The sequence below is a fragment of the Pseudomonas mediterranea CFBP 5447 genome (assembly GCF_000774145.1).
Classification (GTDB): domain Bacteria; phylum Pseudomonadota; class Gammaproteobacteria; order Pseudomonadales; family Pseudomonadaceae; genus Aquipseudomonas; species Aquipseudomonas mediterranea.
The window spans coordinates 381,931-401,965 of record NZ_KN322983.1 but is presented as its reverse complement, the minus strand read 5'-3'; the positions used below and the strand labels follow the sequence as shown (position 1 = coordinate 401,965).

At 62.3% G+C, this 20,035-nt stretch carries 15 protein-coding genes and 4 tRNA genes; 3 read left to right on the top strand and 16 right to left on the bottom strand.

What is annotated here, in order from left to right; all coding sequences use genetic code 11:
- Positions 1-243: 243 nt before the first annotated feature.
- The 5 genes from asd to leuC form a co-directional block, all read right to left on the bottom strand.
- The gene (gene asd, locus N005_RS07300) at positions 244-1,356 is read right to left on the bottom strand and encodes an aspartate-semialdehyde dehydrogenase (RefSeq protein ID WP_024779161.1); all 1,113 of its coding nucleotides are present in this window, start codon (positions 1,354-1,356) and stop codon (positions 244-246) included.
- Positions 1,357-1,410: 54 nt separating this feature from the next.
- Positions 1,411-2,493, bottom strand: coding sequence for a 3-isopropylmalate dehydrogenase (leuB, locus tag N005_RS07295; protein WP_024779162.1), 1,083 nt, complete (start codon positions 2,491-2,493; stop codon positions 1,411-1,413).
- A gap of 63 nt (positions 2,494-2,556) precedes the next feature.
- Complete coding sequence (locus N005_RS07290; RefSeq protein ID WP_047700574.1) at positions 2,557-3,321, bottom strand: class I SAM-dependent methyltransferase; 765 nt, start codon at positions 3,319-3,321, stop codon at positions 2,557-2,559.
- Positions 3,322-3,459: 138 nt separating this feature from the next.
- Positions 3,460-4,104, bottom strand: a complete 645-nt coding sequence (gene leuD, locus N005_RS07285) for a 3-isopropylmalate dehydratase small subunit (RefSeq protein ID WP_047700573.1) — start codon at positions 4,102-4,104, stop codon at positions 3,460-3,462.
- Positions 4,105-4,118: 14 nt separating this feature from the next.
- Positions 4,119-5,537, bottom strand: a complete 1,419-nt coding sequence (gene leuC / locus N005_RS07280) for a 3-isopropylmalate dehydratase large subunit (RefSeq protein ID WP_047700572.1) — start codon at positions 5,535-5,537, stop codon at positions 4,119-4,121.
- Positions 5,538-5,693: 156 nt separating this feature from the next.
- Between leuC and N005_RS07275 the strand changes: the two genes are divergently transcribed.
- Together N005_RS07275 and N005_RS07270 are read left to right on the top strand one after the other, a co-directional pair.
- Positions 5,694-6,584, top strand: coding sequence for a LysR family transcriptional regulator (locus N005_RS07275; RefSeq protein ID WP_047700571.1), 891 nt, complete (start codon positions 5,694-5,696; stop codon positions 6,582-6,584).
- 67 nt (positions 6,585-6,651) lie between these two features.
- The gene (locus tag N005_RS07270; RefSeq protein WP_047700570.1) at positions 6,652-9,930 is read left to right on the top strand and encodes a PAS domain S-box protein; all 3,279 of its coding nucleotides are present in this window, start codon (positions 6,652-6,654) and stop codon (positions 9,928-9,930) included.
- A 217-nt stretch (positions 9,931-10,147) separates the two neighbouring features.
- On the opposite strand, the gene N005_RS07265 is transcribed toward N005_RS07270, so the two are convergent.
- From N005_RS07265 to uvrB, 11 genes are all read right to left on the bottom strand, one after another.
- Positions 10,148-10,600 (bottom strand): Hsp20 family protein, encoded by a 453-nt coding sequence (locus N005_RS07265; protein ID WP_047700569.1) that lies wholly within the window; start codon positions 10,598-10,600, stop codon positions 10,148-10,150.
- Positions 10,601-10,720: 120 nt separating this feature from the next.
- Positions 10,721-11,680, bottom strand: coding sequence for a tRNA dihydrouridine synthase (locus N005_RS07260; RefSeq protein WP_047700568.1), 960 nt, complete (start codon positions 11,678-11,680; stop codon positions 10,721-10,723).
- 196 nt (positions 11,681-11,876) lie between these two features.
- Entirely contained in the window at positions 11,877-12,335 is a 459-nt protein-coding gene (locus N005_RS07255) for an acyl-CoA thioesterase (protein WP_047700567.1), read from the bottom strand.
- Positions 12,336-12,475: 140 nt separating this feature from the next.
- A complete protein-coding gene (locus N005_RS07250; RefSeq protein ID WP_047700566.1) occupies positions 12,476-13,309 on the bottom strand; it encodes an alpha/beta fold hydrolase in 834 nt (277 codons plus the stop codon).
- Positions 13,310-13,338: 29 nt separating this feature from the next.
- Positions 13,339-13,878, bottom strand: a complete 540-nt coding sequence (locus tag N005_RS07245) for a TetR/AcrR family transcriptional regulator (protein WP_047700565.1) — start codon at positions 13,876-13,878, stop codon at positions 13,339-13,341.
- Positions 13,879-14,061: 183 nt separating this feature from the next.
- Positions 14,062-14,137, bottom strand: a tRNA-Glu gene (locus N005_RS07240).
- 77 nt (positions 14,138-14,214) lie between these two features.
- A tRNA-Ala gene (locus tag N005_RS07235) sits at positions 14,215-14,290 on the bottom strand.
- 53 nt (positions 14,291-14,343) lie between these two features.
- A tRNA-Glu gene (locus N005_RS07230) sits at positions 14,344-14,419 on the bottom strand.
- Between the two features lie 76 nt (positions 14,420-14,495).
- Positions 14,496-14,571 (bottom strand) — tRNA-Ala (locus tag N005_RS07225).
- A 146-nt stretch (positions 14,572-14,717) separates the two neighbouring features.
- Positions 14,718-16,199 carry a glutamate--tRNA ligase gene (gene gltX, locus N005_RS07220; protein ID WP_041023763.1) on the bottom strand — a complete coding sequence of 494 codons (1,482 nt, stop codon included), beginning with the start codon at positions 16,197-16,199 and terminating at the stop codon, positions 14,718-14,720.
- A gap of 221 nt (positions 16,200-16,420) precedes the next feature.
- Positions 16,421-18,436: an excinuclease ABC subunit UvrB gene (gene uvrB, locus N005_RS07215; protein WP_047700564.1), complete on the bottom strand. Its 2,016-nt coding sequence runs from the start codon at positions 18,434-18,436 to the stop codon at positions 16,421-16,423.
- 332 nt (positions 18,437-18,768) lie between these two features.
- Here uvrB and N005_RS07210 point away from each other — a divergent pair, with 332 nt between their 5' ends.
- Positions 18,769-19,965, top strand: a complete 1,197-nt coding sequence (locus N005_RS07210; RefSeq protein WP_047700563.1) for an amino acid aminotransferase — start codon at positions 18,769-18,771, stop codon at positions 19,963-19,965.
- The last annotated feature ends 70 nt before the right edge of the window (positions 19,966-20,035 follow it).

Genomic DNA, 20,035 nt, shown 5'->3' with positions numbered 1-20,035 from the left:
TACCTCGGGTAATGCGTGGGGAGCGGCACTTTACCGGGTGGTTGGCGGCCAGGCAATTGACGGGGATTTGTGGTGGATGGACTGGCGCCATCGCGAGCAGGCTCGCTCCCACATTGGATCTTCAGTGAACACAAAACCTGTGGGAGCGAGCCTGCTCGCGATGACGACCTCACTGCCGATACAACCCCATAAAAAAACCCGCACCTCTCACAAGGCGCGGGTTTTTTCACAGCAGTGACACGATCAACGCTCGAGCAGGATCCGCAGCATGCGACGCAGCGGTTCGGCCGCGCCCCACAGCAGCTGGTCGCCGACGGTGAAGGCACCGACGAACTGCGAGCCCATGTTCAGCTTGCGCAGGCGCCCCACCGGCACGTTCAGGGTGCCGGTGACCTTGGTCGGGCTCAGCTCCTGCATGCTGGTTTCGCGGTTGTTCGGCACCAGTTTGACCCAAGGGTTGTGCTGGCTGATCAGTCCTTCGATGTCGGCGATCGGCACGTCCTTGTTCAGCTTGATGGTCAGCGCCTGGCTGTGGCAGCGCATGGCGCCGATGCGCACGCAAATGCCGTCCACCGGGATCGGGCTCTTGAAGCGACCGAGGATCTTGTTGGTTTCGGCCTGGGCCTTCCACTCTTCGCGGCTCTGGCCGTTAGGCAGTTCCTTATCGATCCACGGGATCAGGCTGCCGGCCAGCGGTACACCGAAGTTCTCGGTCGGGTAGGCATCGCTGCGCATCGCCTCGGCGACCTTGCGGTCGATGTCCAGGATGGCGCTGGCCGGGTTGGCCAGGTCATCGGCGACGGCCGCGTGGGTCGCGCCCATCTGCTTGATCAGCTCGCGCATGTTCTGCGCGCCGGCACCGGAAGCCGCCTGGTAGGTCATGGCGCTCATCCATTCCACCAGACCGGCCTCGAACAGGCCGCCCAGGCCCATCAGCATCAGGCTGACGGTGCAGTTGCCGCCGATGTAGTTCTTGGTGCCGGCATCCAGTTGCTGGTCGATGACCTTGCGGTTGACCGGGTCGAGGATGATCACCGCGTCGTCCTGCATGCGCAGGCTGGAAGCGGCGTCGATCCAGTAGCCCTGCCAGCCGGCCTCGCGCAGCTTCGGGAAGACTTCGCTGGTGTAGTCGCCGCCCTGGCACGTCAGGATCACATCGAGGGTCTTGAGCTCTTCAATGCTGTAGGCATCCTTGAGCGCCCCGGTATCCTTGCCCACGGACGGGCCCTGGCCACCGACATTGGAAGTGGTGAAGAACACCGGCTCGATGAGATCGAAATCCTGCTCTTCCAGCATTCGCTGCATGAGCACGGAACCGACCATGCCCCGCCAACCGATCAGACCTACACGTTTCATCGCAACTGCACCTATACAAAAGTGGGCCACCGTCGAAGCGGTGGACCGGAGAGATTACAGATTCCGCAGCGCGGCGACTACCGCGTCGCCCATTTGCTGCGTACCGACTTTGGTACAACCGGCCGACCAGATGTCGCCGGTGCGCAAACCCTGGTCCAACACCACGCTGACGGCCTTTTCAATGGCGTCGGCGGCGTCGGTGAGGTTGAAGCTGTAGCGCAGCATCATCGACACCGACAGGATGGTCGCCAACGGGTTGGCAATGCCCTGCCCGGCGATGTCCGGCGCCGAACCGTGACACGGCTCGTACATGCCTTTGTTGTTGGCATCCAGGGAGGCCGACGGCAGCATGCCGATGGAGCCGGTGAGCATCGACGCTTCGTCGGACAGGATGTCGCCGAACATGTTGTCAGTGACGATCACATCGAACTGCTTCGGCGCGCGCACCAGTTGCATGGCGGCGTTGTCGACGTACATGTGGCTCAGTTCGACATCCGGGTAATCCTTGGCCACCTGCTCGACCACTTCGCGCCACAGTTGGCTGGACGCCAGCACGTTGGCCTTGTCCACCGAGCACAGCTTCTTGCCACGCACGCGGGCCATGTCGAAGCCGACCCGGGCGATACGGCGGATTTCGCTCTCGCTGTACGGCAAAGTGTCGTAGGCCTGGCGTTCGCCATTATCCAGCTCGCGGGTACCGCGCGGGGCACCGAAATAGATACCGCCGGTCAGTTCACGGACGATGAGGATGTCCAGGCCGGAAACGATTTCCGGCTTCAGGCTCGACGCGTCGGCCAGTTGCGGGTAGAGGATCGCCGGACGCAGGTTGCCGAACAGACCCAGTTGGGCACGAATCTTCAGCAGGCCGCGCTCGGGGCGGATGTCGCGCTCGATCTTGTCCCATTTCGGGCCACCCACGGCCCCCAGCAGCACGGCATCGGCTGCACGGGCACGGTCCAGGGTTTCATCGGCCAGGGGCACGCCGTGCTTGTCGATGGCCGCGCCGCCGATCACGTCGTGACTGAGTTCGAAGCCCAGGCCGTACTTGTCGTTCGCCAGTTCCAGGACCTTGACCGCTTCGGCCATGATTTCCGGACCAATGCCGTCGCCTGGGAGAATCAGAATCTGCTTGCTCATGCTTTCCTCGTTTGTTGTACCGGCGCGCCAGGTTTTCTACTGCCTGGCAGGCCGGGAAAAAGGCTATCGCTCGGCCCACAGCACCAGTACGTCCGTACTGAAAGAACCATCGGCCTTAATCTCGAAATATTCACGCACTTCATCGCCCATCGAGCGCTGCAGCGCGAGTATCGCCCCGCGCATCACCTCGGGCGTGCGCATGCGCTCGACCCAGGAGCGGTATTCCAGGCGCAGGCGCTGGCGCGAAGTGCTGCTTACCTGTAACCCCGCTTCGCTGACCTGGCGCAACCACTCGGCAGCGGAATAATCGCGCACATGACTGGTGTCGCGCAGCACCTCGACGCTTTGCAGGTAGGTGTCCAGCAGCGGCATGCCCGGCGACAGTACATCAATGAACGCCGCCACGCCGCCCGGCTTGAGCACCCGGCGCACTTCCCGCAACGCCACACCCAGGTCGCCCCAATGATGCGCCGAATAGCGACTGAACACGAAGTCGAACTCGGCATCGGCGAACGGCAGGCGCTCGGCGGCACCGCACACCGTGGTGATATTGCCCAGGCCACGCTCCGCCGCCGCTGCCGCCACGACATCGAGCATCTGCCGGGACAGGTCATAGGCCACCACTTCACCGGCCAACGGCGCCACGTGAAAACTCACGTGACCGGCGCCGCAGCCCAGGTCCAGCACCCGGGCATCGCCACGATCGGCCAAGGCAGCCTGTAGCAGCGCGAACTCGGCGCCCTGGGCGTGCACGGCACTGCTCAGATAGGCCGAAGCCTGTTCACCGAATTGCTTTTGTACAACCTGACTGTGGGCGGTGCTGGTCATGGGAATGTCCTTAGGGTTCTGTAGTGCCTGGGCTGGCCTCTTCGCGAGCAGGCTCGCTCCCACAGGGTTTTGGATACGGCGCAAATCCAATGTGGGAGCGAGCCTGCTCGCGATGGCGTCGTCATGCCTTACGCGAAATCAAACCTCGCGAAACAACCAGGGCTGACTCGCCCGATGCTTCGCTTCAAACGCGGCAATCGCCTCGCCGTCCTGCAGGGTCAAGCCGATGTCGTCGAGGCCGTTGAGCAGGCAATGCTTGCGGAACGCATCGATCTCGAATCCCAGCACCTTGCCGTCGGGACGGGTCACGGTCTGGGCTGCAAGGTCGATCTGCAGTTGATAACCCGGGTTGGCCTCGACCTGCTGGAACAGTTCGTCCACTTCAGCGTCGCTGAGGATGATCGGCAGCAAACCGTTCTTGAAACTGTTGTTGAAGAAGATGTCGGCGTAGCTCGGCGCGATGATGCTGCGGAAGCCGTACTCTTCAAGCGCCCATGGCGCGTGTTCGCGGCTCGAACCGCAACCGAAGTTCTCCCGGGCCAGCAGCACGCTGGCGCCCTGGTAGCGTTCGGCGTTGAGCACGAAGTCCTTGTTCAGCGGCCGCTTGGAGTTGTCCTGGTAGGGCTGGCCCACATCCAGGTAACGCCATTCGTCGAACAGGTTCGGGCCGAAGCCGGTGCGCTTGATGGACTTCAGGAATTGCTTGGGAATGATCTGGTCGGTGTCGACGTTGGCACGATCCAGAGGCGCGACAAGACCATTGTGCTGGGTAAAAGCTTTCATGCTGCGCTCTCCTTTCAGATCAATTCACGAACGTCGACGAAACGGCCGTTGACGGCAGCCGCCGCGGCCATGGCCGGGCTGACCAGGTGGGTACGGCCACCGGCGCCCTGACGGCCTTCGAAGTTACGGTTGGAAGTGGACGCGCAGTGTTCGCCCGATTCCAGGCGATCCGGGTTCATCGCCAGGCACATCGAGCACCCTGGCTCACGCCACTCGAAACCGGCCTCGAGGAACACCTTGTCCAGCCCTTCCGCTTCGGCCTGGGCTTTCACCAGGCCGGAGCCCGGCACCACGATGGCCTGCTTGATGGTCGATGCGACCTTGCGGCCCTTGGCGATCACCGCCGCGGCGCGCAGGTCTTCGATCCGCGAGTTGGTGCAGGACCCGATGAACACGCGGTCGAGCTGAATGTCGGTGATCGCCTGGTTCGCCTTCAAGCCCATGTATTTCAAGGCACGGACGATAGAGTCGCGCTTGACCAGGTCCATCTCCTTGTCCGGATCCGGTACGTTCTGATCCACCGCCAGGACCATCTCAGGGGACGTCCCCCAGCTGACCTGCGGCTTGATCTGGGTCGCGTCGAGCTCGACCACCGTGTCGAACCTGGCATCGGCGTCGGACACCAGGTCTTTCCAGGCCTCGACCGCCAGGTCCCATTCGGCGCCTTTCGGGGCGAACGGACGACCCTTGACGTATTCGACGGTCTTTTCATCGGCGGCCACCAGGCCCACGCGGGCACCGGCCTCGATGGACATGTTGCAGATGGTCATGCGGCCTTCGATGGAGAGGTCGCGGATCGCACTGCCGGCGAACTCGATGGCATGGCCGTTACCGCCGGCGGTGCCGATCTTGCCGATCACGGCCAGGACGATGTCCTTGGCGGTCACGCCGAACGGCAGCTTGCCCTCGACGCGCACCAGCATGTTCTTCATTTTCTTGGCCACCAGGCACTGGGTGGCGAGCACATGCTCGACCTCGGAGGTGCCGATGCCGTGGGCCAGGGCACCAAAGGCACCGTGGGTGGAGGTGTGGGAGTCGCCGCAGACCACGGTCATGCCGGGCAAGGTCGCGCCCTGCTCCGGGCCGATGACATGGACGATGCCTTGGCGCACGTCGTTCATCTTGAATTCAACGATGCCGTATTCGTCGCAGTTATCGTCGAGGGTCTGGACCTGCAACCGCGAAACCTGATCGACAATGGCGTCGATACCGCCCTTGCGCTCCGGGGTGGTCGGCACGTTGTGGTCCGGGGTCGCGATGTTGGCATCGATCCGCCATGGCTTGCGCCCGGCCAGGCGCAGGCCCTCGAAGGCTTGCGGCGAAGTCACTTCGTGGATGATGTGACGGTCGATATAGATCAGCGCCGAGCCATCGTCGCGCTGCTTGACCAAATGCGAATCCCAGAGCTTGTCGTAGAGCGTTTTGCCGGCCATCAGACGGTTCCTCATCAGCTTGTTTCTATGCCCCGGATTTTGAATGACTCAATAACCCTTTGGCTTGTGAGGCTGATGTTATGAGGCTACATTAAATAACTCAAATTCATATTTTTCATACTTTGCATAACCAACAGGAATTCGACCGAGACCGCCATGGACCTCGCCAACCTCAACGCCTTTATCGCCATCGCCGAGACGGGCAGTTTTTCCGGCGCCGGTGAACGCCTGCACCTGACCCAGCCGGCCATCAGCAAGCGCATCGCCGGGCTGGAACAGCAACTCAACGTCCGCCTGTTCGACCGGTTGGGCCGTGAAATCGGCCTGACCGAGGCCGGCCGGGCCCTACTGCCCCGGGCCTATCAGATTCTCAACGTACTGGACGACACCCGTCGCGCCCTGACCAACCTGACCGGCGAAGTCACCGGCCGACTGACACTCGCCACCAGCCACCACATCGGCCTGCACCGCTTGCCGCCTCTACTGAGGGAGTTCACCCGACGTTACCCACAGGTAGCGCTGGATATTCAGTTCCTGGATTCGGAAGTGGCCTACGAGGAAATTCTCCACGGCCGGGCGGAACTGGCGGTCATCACCCTCGCCCCCGAGCCACATGCGTTGATGCGCGCCATGCCGGTGTGGGACGACCCCCTGGATTTCGTGGTGGCACCGGAACATGCGCTGCTGGACAATCCCGCGGTCAGTCTGGCGGACATCGCCCTGCACCCTGCGGTTTTCCCGGGGGGCAACACTTTCACCCATCACATTGTCCGGCGTCTGTTCGAGGCCCAGGGCCTGACCCCGAACATCGCCATGAGCACGAACTATCTGGAAACCATAAAGATGATGGTCTCCATCGGCCTGGCCTGGAGCGTCCTGCCGCGCACCATGCTCGACGATCAGGTGGCGCGCATCCCTTTGCCGGGCATACAGCTCAGTCGCCAGCTAGGCTATATCTTGCACACTGAACGGACGCTATCGAATGCTGCGCGCGCTTTCATGTCCTTATTGGACGCACAAATCGATCTGCCAGGGACAAGGGCATAGGTTGTGCTACTCCTATAGAGCCGAAATGCCTGCGCTTAACGCCCAACTGCCCAAGGCTCGCTAGATAATGCCCAAACCCGCTGATCATCTTCCGCCCTTGCCGCGCATCCAGGCGCTTGACCCGAAACGGTCCGAGCAAAGCTGGGACAGCGCGCCGCAGTTACTGGCTGCGCTGAACGGTGCGCGGCTGGGTGCCTGGTCGTGGGACATCGACACCGGACGGATCAGTTGGTCCAGGGGCACCCAGGCGCTGTTCGGCTTCGACCCGCGCCAGCCGCTTCCGGCCGACGTGGATTACCTGGACCTGCTCTTGCCCGAAGACCGGGCCAAGGCTGTCCGCGCCTTTCACGCGGCAGTGGCCGGTGCGCCACTGGAACAGGCGATGCACCATCGCATTGTCTGGCCCGACGGCAGCCTGCATTGGCTGGAAATCAACGGCAGTGTGTTGCCCGACAAGCACGGGCGTCCGCGGATGATCGGGGTCATTCGCGAGATCACCCACCAGCGCGAGCGCGAGCAGGCCTTGCGCAGCTCGGAGAAACGCTTCGCCACGCTCTTTCATCTCTGCCCGAACATGGTACTGCTGACCCGCCAGGAAGACGGGCTGATCAGCGAAGCCAACCAGTATTTCGAAAGCCTGTTCGGCTGGCCGGTACACGATGTCATCGGCCGTACCACCCTGGAGCTGGGTTTGTGGGTCGACCCCAGCCAGCGGGCGAAGCTGGTAGAGGCCACCAAGGCCAAAGGCGAACTGGTGAGCATGGAAGTGGAGTTCCGCGCCAGTAACGGCCAGATCCACAACGGCATCCTCAGCGCGCAGAAGGTCGAACTCGAAGGCCAGCCCTATCTGCTGAGCACGTTTCTCGACACCACGGAACGCAAATTGGCCGAGCAGGCCCTCAAGGACAGCCAGGAACGTCTCGACCTGGCCCTCGACTCGGCGCAGTTGGGCACCTGGGACTGGCACATACCCAGCGGCATGCTCTACGGCTCGGCCCGTGCCGCACAACTCCATGGCCTGGAGCCCAAGCCGTTCCACGAATCGTTCGACGCGTTTTTCGAAGGGGTGCCCGACGAAGAGCGCAACAACATGCGCAATGCGTATCGCAGCCTGCGCGAAGGCCCGGCGGGGAATTATCAGCTGACCTACCGCGTGCAATTGCCGGATGGCAGTTCCCGTTACCTGGAGAGCCGCGCCCGCCTCTACCGTAACGACGACGGCAGCCCCCAGCGCATGGCCGGCACCTTGCTGGACATCACCGATCAGGTGGAGCGCGAGCAGAGCCTGGCGGCGTCCGAGGAAAAATTCGCCACGCTGTTCCAGGTCAGTCCCGACCCGATCTGCGTCACCCACCAGGACAGCAGCCGCTTCCTCGAAATCAATTCCAGCTTCACCCAGACCTTCGGCTGGTCCGCCAGTGACGTGATCGGCCGCAGCGCCGACGAAATCGGGCTCTGGGACGCTTCGGGCAACAGCCTGCAACGCATCGAACGGGTGATTCGCGAGCAATCGTTGAACAACGTTGCCATTGTCGTCCATCACAAGGACGGTCAGCCGCTGACCTGCGTGATCTCCAGCCGGCAGATCAACGTCAGCAACCAGCCCTGCATCGTCACCACCCTGCGGGACATCACCCAGCAACAACGCTCCGAAGCGGCCCTCAAGGCCAGCGAGGAAAAATTCGCCAAGGCGTTCCACTCCAGCCCGGACGCCATCACCATCACCGAACGCGAAAGCGGCCGCTACCTCGAGGTCAACGACGGCTTTTGCCGTCTGACCGGCTACCGCGCCGACGAAGTGATCGGGCACACGGTGTACGAGGTGGGCATCTGGGCCGAGGAAAAACAGCGCGCAGCCCTGTTGGCCGAACTGCAACTCAAGGGCCGTGTGCATCACCAGGAAATGCTCGGGCGCAACAAGCGTGGGGAATTGCTCACGGTCGAGGTGTCGGTCGAGCCTATTACGCTCAACGAGACGGACTGCCTGCTGCTGACCGCGCGGGACGTGAGCCTGCTGCGCAACGCCGAGGCCCAGATCCGTCACCTGGCCTATCACGATCCGCTGACCAACCTGCCCAACCGGGCCTTGCTGATGGACCGGCTGAGCCAGCAGATCGCTTTGCTCAAGCGCCATAATCTGCGCGGTGCGCTGCTGTTCCTCGATCTTGACCACTTCAAGCACATCAACGATTCCCTGGGCCATCCGGTGGGCGACACGGTGCTGAAAATCATCACCGCGCGCCTGGAAGCCAGCGTGCGCCTGGAGGATACCGTCGCGCGGTTGGGCGGTGACGAGTTCGTGGTGCTGCTCAGCGGCCTGGAAGGCACCCGCAACGAAGTCAGCGAGCAGGTGCAGAAGCTGGCCGACACCCTGCGCGAACTGCTTTCGGAGCCGATGTTCCTCGACGGCCAGCGCTTGCAGGTCACCCCCAGCATTGGCATGGCGCTGATTCCCGACCACGGCTCCACTCCGACCGATCTGCTCAAGCGCGCCGACATTGCCCTCTATCGCGCCAAGGATTCGGGGCGCAACACCTCGCAGATGTTCCACACCACCATGCAAAAGGCAGCCAGTGAACGGCTGCGCATGGAAACCGACCTGCGGCAGGCCCTGGCCCGGGATGAATTCAGCCTGCATTTCCAACCCCAGGTCGACGCCCGGGACAACCGTATCGTCGGTGCCGAAGCGCTGGTGCGCTGGCATCACCCCGAACTGGGTGCCCAGTCGCCCAACGAGTTCATCAAGGTTCTGGAAGACAGCGGGCTGATCCTGGAAGTGGGCACCTGGATCCTCGACGAAGCCTGCGATGGCTTCAAGCAATTGATTGCCAAGGGCAAGATCGATCCGCAGCGGTTCAGCCTGTGCGTAAACATCAGCCCGCGACAGTTCCGCCAGAGCGATTTCGTCGAACGCATCGAGAACAGCCTCGCGATGCACGGCCTGCCTTGCACCATGTTGAAGCTGGAGATCACCGAAGGCATCGTGATCCAGAACCTGGACGACACCATCGGCAAGATGCGCCGCCTCAAGAAACTGGGGGTGAGCTTCGCCATGGACGACTTCGGCACCGGTTATTCGTCGCTGACCTACCTCAAGCGCCTTCCAGTGGACACCCTGAAAATCGATCAGTCATTCGTGCGCGACGCCACCAGCGACCCCAACGACGCCGAAATCATCCGCGCCATCGTCGCCATGGCCCGCAGCCTCAACTTGGAAATGATTGCCGAAGGTGTGGAGACTCTGGAACAGCTGCACTTCCTGCAGGGGCTCGACTGCCATTTGTACCAGGGCTACCTGCACAGCCGGCCGTTGCCGCTGGATGCGTTCGAGCGGTTGTTGCCATAACGAGCGCAGCTGTCTTCTGTGGCGAGGGGATTTATCCCCGCTGGGCTGCAAAGCAGCCCCCTGCTGCAGACTCAATCCATCTGACATACCGAGTTGGCTGATTTTAGGGCTGCTACGCAGCCCAGCGGGGATAAATCCCCTCGCCACAATGGAGTTTTACAAAGTTTTCGATATGAAAAAGGGCGCCCTTTCGGCGCCCTTTTTCAGTGGCGATGCATCAGTTCTGCAGCGCGGGTTGCTGCTGCGCACCGTTGATCGGGATGCGCTTGGCTTTCGCCTCTTCCGGAATCACCCGCAACAGGTCGATGCTCAACAGGCCGTTGCTCAGGCCGGCGGATTTGATCTCGATATGATCCGCCAACCGGAAGGACAGCTTGAATGCACGCTGGGCGATGCCCTGATGCAGGTAGGTCACGCTGTCGTTGCTGGCCTCGCGCTTACCGCCGCTGATGGTCAGCACACCTTTTTCCACCTGCAGGTCCAGGTCTTCTTCCCGGAAGCCAGCGGCGGCGACTACGATACGGTATTCATCATCACCGTATTTTTCCACGTTGTAGGGTGGATAGCTGCTGCCCGGTTCGTTGCGCAGGGCGGTTTCGAACAGGTCGTTGAAACGGTCGAAGCCCACCGAGGAACGGAACAGAGGGGCCAGCGAAAATGCAGTACTCATGATTCAAATCTCCTGAAAAGTTCAGCAAGGTTTTTTGTCTCCGCGACCCGAATTCGGCATCGCGTACCCCTTATCTAGGGGTCGCCAAATACTTTTCAAGAGCTATTTTCGAAATTTTTTTCAGGCCGCTTCGGTGCGCTGCACACCCAGCAAACGGCCTACGGCGTCGAGCTCGGTTTCCCGACGCAGTGCGGTAAACAGCTCGACCGCTTCGGGATAATTGCGGGTCAACATCGCCAGCCACTGCTTCAGGCGCCCGGGCGCCTGGCGCGGCGTCAGCTGGTCGACCACTTGCATCCAGAAATCCTGGAGCATCGGTTGCAGCTCGGCCCAGGACATCTGCACCACCTCTTCACCGGCGCGGGCGGCGGCGATCTGCCGGGCCAGGTCCGGGCGGGAGACCAGGCCGCGACCGAGCATGATGTCCTCGACGCCGCTGATTTCACGGCAACGACGCCAATCTTCGACGCTCCAGATATCCCCATTGGCGAACACCGGCACCTTGACCACGTCCTGCACCCGGGGGATCCACTCCCAATGGGCCGGCGGCTTGTAGCCGTCCGTCTTGGTCCGCGCGTGCACCACGATGTGCTCCGCCCCGCCTTCGGCCAGTGCCGTGGCGCAGACCAGCGCACCGTCCGGACTGTCGAAGCCCAGGCGCATCTTGGCCGTGACGGGGATGTGCTTTGGCACCGCGCGACGGACGTGTTCGACGATCTGGTTGAGCAGTTCCGGTTCCTTGAGCAACACCGCGCCGCCGCGGGACTTGTTCACCGTCTTGGCCGGGCAGCCGAAATTCAGATCGACCACTTCCGAGCCCAATTCACAGGCCAGCGCTGCGTTTTCCGCCAGGCACACCGGGTCGGAACCCAGCAATTGCACCCGCAGCGGCACGCCGGCGGCGGTCCGGGCGCCGGTCAGCAACTCGGGGGCGAGCTTGTGGAAATAGGCCGGTGTAAGCAGGCGATCATTGACACGGATGAACTCGGTCACGCACCAGTCGATACCACCGACGCGCGTCAGGACGTCCCGCAGGATGTTGTCGACCAACCCCTCCATGGGCGCCAGGGCAATTTGCATGGGAAAACGTACTCAACGAAAAAACGTGCGGCAGTTTACCGGATTCTGTGGGAGCGAGCCTGTTCGCGATAGCGGTGGGTCAGTTTGCCGTGATGCTGGATGTGCCGCCGCCATCGCGAGCAGGGCTCGCTCCCACAGTAAATGTCCAGCCGCGCAAATCCCTTGTGGGAGCGAGCCTGCTCGCGATGGCGGTGGATCAGCTTGCAAGGACGCCGGCTGTACCGCAGGCCTCCAGCGCCGGGCCATAGCCTTCGATGAACTCCGGCGGCATGCGCTTGGGCTTGCCGGTGGAGAGTTCGATGCAGACAAATGTGGTCTGCGCCCGCAGCACGGTGGTGTTGTCACTGGGGCGGATCAGCTGGAAATGCCGGGTCATCTTCAGTCGCTGGTCCCAGTCGACGATCCAGGTGGCCAGTTGCAGTTCGTCACCTTCGTAGGCGGCCGCCAGGTAATCGACTTCATGGCGCACCACCGCCATCGCCCGGTCCAATCGGCGGTACTCCGCCAGATCCAGCCCCAGGCGCTGGGAATGGCGCCAGGCACAGCGTTCGAGCCAGGTGACGTAGACCGCGTTGTTGGCGTGGCCCAGCCCGTCGATGTCTTCGGCGGCTACTTGAAGATCAATGATGAACGGTGTTGCCCGATCCCAGCCCATGCCCCTCTCCCGGTCGAATGTGGATCGGGGCAGTGTACCCGATCCCTGTGGGAGCCGGGCTTGCCCGCGATGACGGCGGGTCAAACTGCATCAATGTTGAATCTACCGATGCAATCGCGGGCAAGCCTTGCTCCCACAACTCAGGCCGATTGCCGCGCCTGCAGATTGCGCCCGGCCAGCAGCGATAACACGCCATCGATGACGCGGGGATCGGCCAGCACCCGCTGGTGCCCACCCTGGGGCAAGCGCAGCAGGCGGCTGTCAAACCAGGCCTCATGGATCAACTGCGACTCCTTGACCGAGACAGACGTATCGTCCTCGGCATGGACGATCAACCCCGGCACATCCAGCTGATAATGCGCGACATCCAGCGTCGAGGCGCGCATGCCCACGTCCTTTTCCACCTGGCGGATGAAGGCCGAACGCGCCTGGGGCGGCAGGCCTACCAGCCGGGCGAAGCCGCGCAGCACAGCCAGGATACGTGCAGGTGCGGCAATGCTGACCAGCGTCTCGGTACGAAGCCCCAACTGCACCGCGAGCATGGCACTGGCCCCGCCCATGGAATGCCCGATCACCGCTTGCAACGGCGGCAATTCCGCTGCGGCTTCGAGCATCGCCCTGGCGAACGACAGGACGTTCGCCTCACGGCCAGGCGAGCGGCCATGGGCTGGACCGTCCAGCGCCACCACCGTATAACCGGCGCCCACCAGCGCCGTGATCAGCGCGGCGAACTGCGTAGGCCGCCCTTCCCAGCCATGCATCAACAAGACGGTCGGGCCTTTGCCCCAACGCAGGGCCGAAAGACCGAAGCGCAAGGTGATGCGCTCGGAGCTTGCCAGCAATGGCAATTCCCAGTCCCGTGGCGGCAGGTTCCGGGGATGCATGAACAGCGCGCGCATTTTCCTTGCCACCAAACGCGGAGCCACCCGCCCCAGCGTGCCGTTGACGCCACGAATCCAGCTCAATCTGTCCATCGCTCTTCTCCCACGGCTTGCGCCTTAGCTCACCGCACCGCGGATTTGGCCGCGCGCAGCACACGATCCGATAACTCTCCCGGGCCCAGCGCCCGAGCCAGGGCCAGGCCACCGACCATCAAGGCAATATCGGCGAGGGCCTTGTCGGCGTCTTCCGGGCTGGCCGCCAATTGCGCAGCCATTAACTCAATGTGTTCGTTGAGCACTTCACGAAACGGATCCGGCAGCCGTCCCAGCTCACCAATCGACGCCGGGATCGGGCAGGCGTTTTCGGTGGAGTCCCGATGCTTGCGCGACAGGTAGAACGCCGCCACCAGGGCACGCCGCTCTTCGCCGGTCAGTTCGGCATCCATGTCGGCGATCAAGCCGCGGCGCCGACTGAGCAGTTGCTTGAACGCCTCCAGCATCAACGCATCCTTGCTTTCGAAATGGGCGTAGAACCCGCCCACTGTCAGCCCGGCCGCCCCCATTACCTCGCCCACGCTCGGCTCGGCCGGGCCACGCTGGATCAGCGCGTCGCTGGCGGCCTTGATAATGCGTTCACGGGTCTGTGCTTTTTTATCGCTCATCGTTCGCCTCCAAATATTACGATCACAATATTATTCACATAATAATTTTCCGCAAGCAGAATCTCGTTCCGCTGGTCGGCCGTCTATTTTTCGAGGATGGGAGAATTGGCTGAACGCCAGACAAACAAAAGGGCCATTCAAGAATTGAATGACCCTTATAAAATCCCGCAGAGCGGGTAATCGTGGCGTCCCCTAGGGGACTCGAACCCCTGTTACCGCCGTGAAAGGGCGGTGTCCTAGGCCACTAGACGAAGGGGACGCAAACCCTTCTAACTGCTGATCAACACTGCGTGTCGATCGCTTCAAGGCCGGTGTGGCCAGGCCTTGAATGTAAATTGGTGGAGCTAGACGGGATCGAACCGTCGACCTCTTGCATGCCATGCAAGCGCTCTCCCAGCTGAGCTATAGCCCCAGGTTTTTCGCCTCGCGGCGGAGCGACATCTTGCAACATCGCTTCTGTAAAACTGGCGTCCCCTAGGGGACTCGAACCCCTGTTACCGCCGTGAAAGGGCGGTGTCCTAGGCCACTAGACGAAGGGGACACAAACCTTCTTGCTTGATCAGCGCTGAGAACTGATCGATTCAAGGCCGGTGTGGCCAGACCTTGAACCTGACGATTGGTGGAGCTAGACGGGATCGAACCGTCGACCTCTTGCATGCCATGCAAGCGCTCTCCCAGCTGAGCTATAGCCCCTCATCGCTGAGGACGGGGCGAATCTTAAGGGCGTATCGGAGGGCTGTCAAATTTATTTTCAACAAATTTGAAAATTTTTTGCCGGGATAACAATCACTTACCGACAAACCCCGGAAAACCGGGGTATGCCCTGCCCTGACGACCGCTTAGGCAATCGCGCCCAGCAGTTTTTCCCACTCTTTGTTCTCCTTCTTCGACACGCCACCGAGCAGATCGATGGCCTGGCGCAGACGGAAACGGGTCAGGTCCGGCCCGAGGATTTCCATCGCATCGAGCACCGACACCGAGCTGGCCTGGCCGGTAATGGCGGCGAACATCAGCGGCATGGCGTCACGCAATTTCAGCTCCAGGGATTCGACCACGGCCTGGATGGTCGCGGTGATGCTGTCCTTTTCCCACTGGCGAAGGCTTTCCAGCTTCCACAGGATCAATTGCATCAACTGGCGCACCTGGTCGCCCGAGAGCTTCTTGGATTCGAACAGCTTCGCATCCGGCGTCACGCCACCGGCAAAGAAGAAGCCGGCCAGCGGCGCGATCTGGCTGAACGTCTCCACCCTGCCCTGCACGTGCGGAGCGATCTTCATCATGTACTCGGGGTTCAATGCCCACTTCTGCACACGTGCGGCGAACTCTTCCACCGGCAGGTCGCGCAACCATTGGCCGTTGAGCCAGGACAGTTTCTCGATGTCGAAGATCGGACCGCCCAGGGACACCCGCGACAGGTCGAAATGCTCGACCATTTCCTGCAGCGAGAACTTCTCGCGCTCGTCCGGCATCGACCAGCCCATGCGGCCCAGGTAGTTGAGCATCGCCTCGGGCATGAAGCCCATGCGCTCGTAGAACGTCACCGAAGTCGGATTCTTGCGCTTGGACAGCTTGCTCTTGTCCGGGTTACGCAGCAGCGGCATGTAGCACAGCTGCGGTTGCTCCCAGCCGAAGTATTCGTAGAGCAGAATCAGTTTCGGCGCCGATGGCAGCCACTCTTCCCCACGCAGGACGTGGGTGATGCCCATCAGGTGGTCGTCGACCACGTTGGCCAGGAAGTACGTCGGCAAGCCGTCGGTCTTCATCAGCACTTGCATGTCCATGCGATCCCACGGGATCTCGACATCGCCACGCAGCATGTCCGGCACCACGCAGACGCCTTCGCTCGGCACCTTCATGCGGATCACATGGGGCTCGCCAGCGGCCAGGCGCCGGGCGACTTCTTCCTTGGACAGCAGCAACGCGCGGCCGTCGTAGCGTGGGGTTTCGCCGCGGGCCATCTGTTCGGCGCGCATCTGGTCCAGCTCTTCGGCGGTGCAGAAGCAGGGGAACGCGTGCCCCATGTCCACCAGTTGCTGGCAATACTGCTTGTAGATGTCGCCACGCTCGCTCTGCCGGTACGGGCCGTGCGGGCCGCCAACGTCCGGACCTTCGCTCCAGTCGATGCCGAGCCAGCGCAGGGCGTCGAAAATCTGCTGTTCGGACTCGCGCGTCGAACGCAACTGGTCGGTGTCCTCGATCCGCAGGATGAACTCACCGCCGTGCTGCTTGGCAAAGCAATAGTTGAACAAAGCGATGTAGGCGGTGCCGACATGGGGATCGCCAGTGGGCGAAGGCGCGATGCGGGTACGGACGGTGGTCATGGCATGTCTCGGAAAGAATAGAAAAGCGAAGATGAAACAGGGGGCGAATGGTAACAGGCGTTGGTGGGCGGGCTCCAGTCAGAGGGGGATTTGAGTGGCACCTGGCAGACCGGGTCGCGCCCATCGCGAGCAGGCTCGCTCCCACACTGGACTTGTGGCGTTCACAAATCCCTGTGGGAGCGAGCCTGCTAGCGATGAGGCCCTTAAGGCCACTGCAAAACTCAGACAGTGAGCAATCGCTCCCGCAACTTGCCAATCTCGTCCCGCAACTGCGCCGCGGCCTCGAACTCCAGGTCCCGGGCCAGTTGGTACATCTTCTCCTCCAACTGCCGGATGCGCTTGGTGATTTCGCTTGGCGAGCGCAGCTCCGCTTCGTAGCGGGCGCTCTCTTCGGCGGCCTTGGCCATGCCCTTGCGCTTCTTGCTGCGCGAACCGGGCACGGTGGCACCTTCCATGATGTCGGCCACGTCCTTGAACACCCCCTTGGGCGTGATGCCGTTGGCCAGGTTGAAGGCGATCTGCTTGTCGCGACGGCGCTCGGTCTCGCCGATGGCCCGTTCCATGGAACCGGTGATGCGGTCGGCATACAGGATCGCCCGACCATTGAGGTTACGCGCCGCCCGGCCAATGGTCTGGATCAGCGAACGCTCGGAACGCAGGAAGCCTTCCTTGTCGGCGTCGAGGATCGCCACCAGCGACACTTCCGGCATGTCCAGGCCTTCGCGCAGCAGGTTGATGCCCACCACCACGTCGAAGGTGCCCAGCCGCAGGTCACGGATGATCTCGACCCGCTCCACCGTGTCGATGTCCGAGTGCAGGTACCGCACCCGCACGCCATGGTCGGCCAGGTAATCGGTGAGGTCCTCGGCCATGCGCTTGGTCAGGGTAGTCACCAGGACCCGCTCGTCAATGGCCACGCGCTTGTTGATTTCCGACAGCAGGTCGTCGACCTGGGTCAGTGCCGGGCGCACTTCGACTTGCGGGTCCACCAGGCCGGTCGGCCGTACCACTTGCTCGACCACGCGGCCGGCGTGCTCGGCCTCGTAGTTGCCGGGGGTGGCCGAGACGAAGATGGTCTGCGGGCTCACACTTTCCCATTCATCGAAGCGCATCGGCCGGTTGTCCAGCGCCGAAGGCAGACGGAAGCCGTATTCCACCAGGGTTTCCTTGCGAGACCGGTCGCCTTTGTACATCGCGCCGACCTGGGGCACGCTGACGTGGGATTCGTCGATCACCAGCAAGGCGTCGGCCGGCAGGTAGTCATACAAGGTCGGTGGTGGCGCGCCCGCCGGGCGGCCCGACAGGTAGCGCGAGTAGTTTTCGATGCCGTTGCAGTAGCCCAGCTCAAGGATCATTTCCAGGTCGAACCGGGTCCGCTGCTCCAGGCGCTGGGCTTCCACCAGCTTGTTGTTCGAGCGCAGGTACTCCAGGCGCTCCTGGAGCTCGGCCTTGATGCCGTCAATGGCGTCCAGCAGGGTCTCCCGCGGCGTGACGTAATGGCTCTTGGGGTAGAAGGTAAAGCGCGGCAGCTTGCGGATCACCTCGCCGGTCAGCGGATCGAACGCCGAAATGCTCTCTACTTCGTCATCGAACAGCTCGATGCGGATCGCCTCCAGGTCGGATTCCGCCGGGTAGATGTCGATCACATCGCCGCGCACCCGGAACGTGGCCCGGGCGAAGTCCATGTCGTTGCGGGTGTATTGCAGGTCCGCGAGGCGGCGCACCAAGGCACGCTGGTCGAGTTTGTCGCCGCGATCCACGTGCAGCACCATCTTCAGGTACGTTTCCGGACTGCCCAGGCCATAGATGCACGACACCGTGGTGACGATGATCGCGTCCTTGCGCTCAAGCAACGCCTTGGTCGCCGACAGTCGCATCTGCTCGATGTGGTCGTTGATCGAGGCATCCTTCTCGATGAAGGTGTCCGACGACGGCACGTAGGCTTCCGGCTGGTAGTAGTCGTAGTAGGAAACGAAGTACTCCACCGCGTTATTGGGGAAAAACGCCTTGAACTCGCCATACAGCTGCGCCGCCAGGGTCTTGTTCGGCGCCAGCACCAGGGTCGGGCGCTGCACCTGGGCGATCACGTTGGCGATGCTGAAGGTCTTGCCCGATCCGGTCACACCGAGCAACGTCTGGTGGGCCAGCCCCGCCTCGATGCCTTCGACCATCAGGCGGATGGCTTCCGGCTGGTCGCCAGCGGGCTTGAATCGGGTGACTAGCTGGAATTCAGACATAACATAACCCCTGGGTTCACGCCTGTCGGCCAGGCGACGGGAATGAGGAAGACCGAAACGACTGATGTCGCCCGAGGAAAAAGCTGGAATGCAGACAATGTGGAGGTGAATGCCTTCGCTTTCAAGACGAACGTCCTACACGCCTTTGAGTCTTTGACGCGGCTAAGGGACTAACGGTCGAAAAAAATCGAAAATACTTACCGTAAAAACCGAATCGCCTGTCGCCCTGCCCGGTGATGGCCTCTATACTAGCTCCCCGTTTGTGCACCGCTCTAGTGCATCCGGCTGGAGCGCCACACGTCCCTCCACACTCCATTCAGAGCCGCGCACTAATGAGCCTGTTTTCCGCTGTCGAATTGGCACCCCGCGACCCAATCCTGGGCCTCAACGAAGCATTCAACGCCGACACCCGTACCGATAAGGTCAACCTGGGCGTGGGCGTTTACTGCAATGAAGAGGGGCGCATTCCGCTTCTGCGCGCCGTTGTCGAAGCCGAGACGATTCGCGTGGCTCAGCACGTTTCCCGCGGATACCTGCCGATCGACGGCATCGCGGCCTATGACCAGGCGGTCCAGACCCTGCTGTTCGGCAAGGACTCGCCACTGATCGCCTCCGGCCGCGTCATCACCACCCAGGCCGTGGGCGGCACCGGCGCCCTGAAGATCGGCGCCGACTTCCTCAAGCAACTGCTGCCTGACGCCGTCGTGGCCATCAGCGACCCGAGCTGGGAAAACCACCGCGCCCTGTTCGAAACCGCCGGTTTCCCGGTGCAGAACTACCGCTACTACGACGCCGCCACCCACGACGTGAACCGTACCGGCCTGCTGGAAGACCTCAACGCCCTGCCCGACCGCTCGATCGTCGTGCTGCACGCCTGCTGCCACAACCCGACCGGCGTGGACCTGAGCCCCGAGGACTGGAAAAACGTCCTGGCCGTGGTCAAGGCCAAGAACCATGTGCCGTTCCTGGACATGGCCTACCAGGGCTTTGGCGACGGCATCGACGAAGACGCGGCGGCCGTGCGCCTGTTCGCCGAATCGGGCCTGACTTTCTTTGCCTCCAGCTCCTTCTCCAAGTCGTTCTCCCTGTACGGCGAGCGCGTGGGCGCCCTGTCGATCGTCAGCGAATCGAAGGAAGAAAGTGCTCGCGTGCTGTCCCAGGTCAAGCGCGTGATCCGCACCAACTACTCCAACCCACCGACCCACGGTGCCAGCATCGTTGCCGCCGTACTCAACAGCCCCGAACTGCGGGCCCAGTGGGAAGCCGAACTGGCAGAAATGCGCCTGCGGATCCGCGGCATGCGCAACCAGATGGTGGACATGCTGGCCAAAGCCGCGCCGCACCGGGATTTCAGCTTCGTCGCACGCCAGCGGGGGATGTTCTCCTACTCCGGCCTGACCGTTGAACAAGTGACGCGCCTGCGCAACGAGTTCGGCATCTATGCCCTGGATACCGGCCGCATCTGCGTGGCCGCGCTGAATCAGAAAAACATCGAGGCGGTGACCAAGGCGATTGTCCAGGTGATCTGAAAAACCGCATAAAACCTGTGGGAGCGAGCCTGCTCGCGACGGCGGCGAATCATTCAACATCAATGTTGGA